The organism is Devosia psychrophila (genome assembly GCF_000971275.1).
Lineage (GTDB): Bacteria > Pseudomonadota > Alphaproteobacteria > Rhizobiales > Devosiaceae > Devosia > Devosia psychrophila.
In genome coordinates, this window is the sequence record NZ_LAPV01000032.1 from 1 (window position 1) to 2,930 (window position 2,930).

The window sequence follows — 2,930 nt, forward strand, 5'->3', positions numbered from 1 at the left end:
AGAGCAATAGTCCTGTCGAAGCCGAACCGATCCAGGCATGGGCGAATCTCCTTCGCCCCCATCGAACCAGCAAGCGTGTCGCTTGGGAATCCCCAGAGAGTCACAACCAAGAGTCGTTGGTATTACCCCAAACCATCGCTGAAATCTGCCGAAGCGTTATCCCTGCTCGTCGCGCGGTTGCTCAGCGAATCGGCGCCACTATGGTCTTGGGATGCGCGACCAAGGATTTGCTATAGCCGCTGATTCTGTCAGGATGCAATGACCGCCAAGGGAGAGGGTGGAGGGCATGCAAGGGATCGAGTTATCGCGGGGCTTTTATGCCGATGTGGTTCGGCCCTGGCTGGCAAAGGTGGCGCCCGAGCTGCGCTATGCTGCGGCGTTGATCGGCTATGGTTCCGAATTGCTGGGGTTTGATGACGAGACGTCGCGGGACCACAACTGGGGGCCGCGCGTCCTGATCATCCTGTCCCGCGATCAATTCGAGCAGCATACCCGGCGCCTGGTGGGTGAGTTTTCCGAGGTGGCTCCGGCCAACTATCACGGCGAGCCGATTGGCTGGCGCAGTCGACCCCATGCTCCGGCCAATGGGGCGGGAGCTGCGGGAGCGGTCGAGCACGGGCTGGAATTCCACACGCTCGAGGCGCTGCTCGACGCACACTTTGCCGTCCGGTCGGTCGACAATCTCACCGCCGTACAGTGGGTCGGATTCGCCGAACAGAAGCTCCTTGCCTTCACCGCCGGCGCGGTGTTTCACGACGACGACGGTCGGTTGAGCCTGGCGCGGCAGCGTCTCGATTATTTTCCAGATGATGTGTGGTTCTACAAGATTGCTTGTCAGTGGCGCCGAATCGCCGAGGAACAGGCGTTTGTCGGTCGTGCCGGCCAGGTGGGCGACGATCTAGGTTCGCGGGTCATCGCTGCGCGGCTAGTGCGCGACGTGATGCGGATGGGTTTCCTTCTTGAGCGGCGCTATGCGCCTTATTCGAAGTGGTTTGGCAGCAGCTTTGCCAGGCTGCCGATTTCAGGAGTGCTGGTGCCGCACCTTGAGCGAGCACTGAATTCGAGGGATTGGCGGGATCGCCAGGACGCACTGGCCCAGGCCTATCTAGAGCTGGCGAAACGACAAAACTCGCTCGGTATTGCCCGGTTCGAGCCGGTCATCGGACCGTATCACGAGCGGCCGTTCACCACCATCAATGCCGATGATGCGGTTGTTGCGGCGCAGTCAGCAATCTCGGATGCCACGATAAAGCAGCTGCCCGTCATCGGGTCGCTGGATCAGGTCAGTGACCTAACGCCTCTGCTCGAAGACGCTCCGCTATCGCAAAGGATGATGCTTCAGCTGGGTGCTGCAGGTAGTGACGCGCTGAGATCTCGCATTCCATAATGCACATTATGCGACAGACGGAGACTCAAGGGACCAAGGCGCGCACGCTGAAGATGCGGCAGACTTTGCCAAGCCCCCAACCCTGCTATATAGTCACGATAGTCATCGTTGATGGAGTGAACCCATGTCCGCAAACTCAAAACCTGCCCCCGACGCCTGGACTGTGGCCAATGCCAAGGCGCGGTTGTCCGAGGTGATCGAGCGGGCGCAGAGTGAGCCGCAGATGATCACGCGCAATGGGACGCCTAGCGTGGTGATGGTTTCTGTTGAGGAGTGGGCGCGCAAGAGTGAGCGCAAAGGGAGCCTCGCGACATTCCTGATGGACTCGCCGTTAGCCGGATCCGAGCTGGCGGATGAGCGCCAGGGCGACGGGCCGCGCGATCTAACGCTGTGAACTACCTGCTCGATACCAATGTGCTGTCGGAAGTCCGCCGGCCGGCTCCGGATTCCAATGTTCTGACCTGGCTCGACCAAGTCGATGAGGACCGGGTCTACCTCAGTGTGATCTCCATCGCGGAGATAGCACGGGGCATTGCGCTGCTCGATGACGGCCGGCGCAAGCATGAGCTGGCCATATGGCTCGAGCACGAGCTACCGGCGCGTTTCGAATCGCGCGTTCTCGACGGCGATACCCAGACTGCGTTGCTCTGGGGGCGGATGATGGGAGATGCCAGCAGGGAGGGGCGGGGCCTCAGTGTGATGGACGGCTGGATCGCCGCGATCGCCAAAAGGCACGGTCTCACCCTGGTGACTCGCAACACAAAGGACTTTCAGGACACGGGAATCGAGTTGGCCGATCCGTGGTCCGCCGGTTTTCCATAGCTACGGCGAGGATCCACGCAAAAATCCGGGGCCCCGACCCGATTGGGCATATGCCCCGCAAAGGCCCGCTCAGCCTGCCGACTCCAGGAGGATATCCACAGCCGGCCCAACTCGCTCAAAAACCAAATGTCAGTTTTGTCACTTGGCGTGTTGACACCAAACGGGATCACCCCTAGAACCCCGCTCACCGCTGCAGAACGAAGCGCCGCAAGGCACTGAGGAACGCAGCAAGCCACTGAAATCAAAAGCGTTTTTTGAATTCAGGTTTTCGAGTTTCAGATCAAAATGAAAAACGAAAATAGGGTGTTGACACTGGAAACGGTGTTCTGTAAAACCCGGCCAACGCTAACGACGTCGAGCGAAGTTCGCTCCCACTGTTAGCGGTTTCCGAAAGAGCAGGATGACCTGCTGGGCAACCAGCAACAAGGTTATGTTCTCTGAAAGAACCTGGAGACGAATGTTTCCGATGACGTCCTAGCCAGTGATGGCAGTGGGGTCAGCTCTTTGACATTGTGAAGATAGAAGAAAGAGAAACGTGGACGGCGAGGTTCTTGCGAACGGAAGCTGGGTTTTAGGACCTGGTGGAAGTTAAACAAGACTTTCGATGGGTGTACGTTTTCTTGAGAGAAAGCATAATGTTCTCGCTGACTTCGGTTAGCTGAGGATAGTGTGAGTTCTCGTCAATCATGCAAACGTGCATTCAGCGACCATGTCAGATTTC

At 58.5% G+C, this 2,930-nt stretch carries 3 protein-coding genes; all 3 read left to right on the top strand.

The features are described from left to right. The first annotated feature begins 286 nt into the window (after positions 1 to 286). The 3 genes from WH91_RS02990 to WH91_RS03000 all read left to right on the top strand — a co-directional run bounded on the left by WH91_RS02990 (position 287) and on the right by WH91_RS03000 (position 2,209). Entirely contained in the window at positions 287 to 1,387 is a 1,101-nt protein-coding gene (locus tag WH91_RS02990; protein WP_046169542.1) for a DUF4037 domain-containing protein, read from the top strand. Between the two features lie 124 nt (positions 1,388 to 1,511). Beyond that, complete coding sequence (locus WH91_RS02995) at positions 1,512 to 1,781, top strand: type II toxin-antitoxin system Phd/YefM family antitoxin (RefSeq protein ID WP_046169543.1); 270 nt, start codon at positions 1,512 to 1,514, stop codon at positions 1,779 to 1,781. Continuing rightward, positions 1,778 to 2,209 carry a type II toxin-antitoxin system VapC family toxin gene (locus WH91_RS03000; protein WP_046169544.1) on the top strand — a complete coding sequence of 144 codons (432 nt, stop codon included), beginning with the start codon at positions 1,778 to 1,780 and terminating at the stop codon, positions 2,207 to 2,209. Before WH91_RS02995 ends, WH91_RS03000 begins: the two co-directional genes overlap by 4 nt. Positions 2,210 to 2,930: the final 721 nt, after the last annotated feature.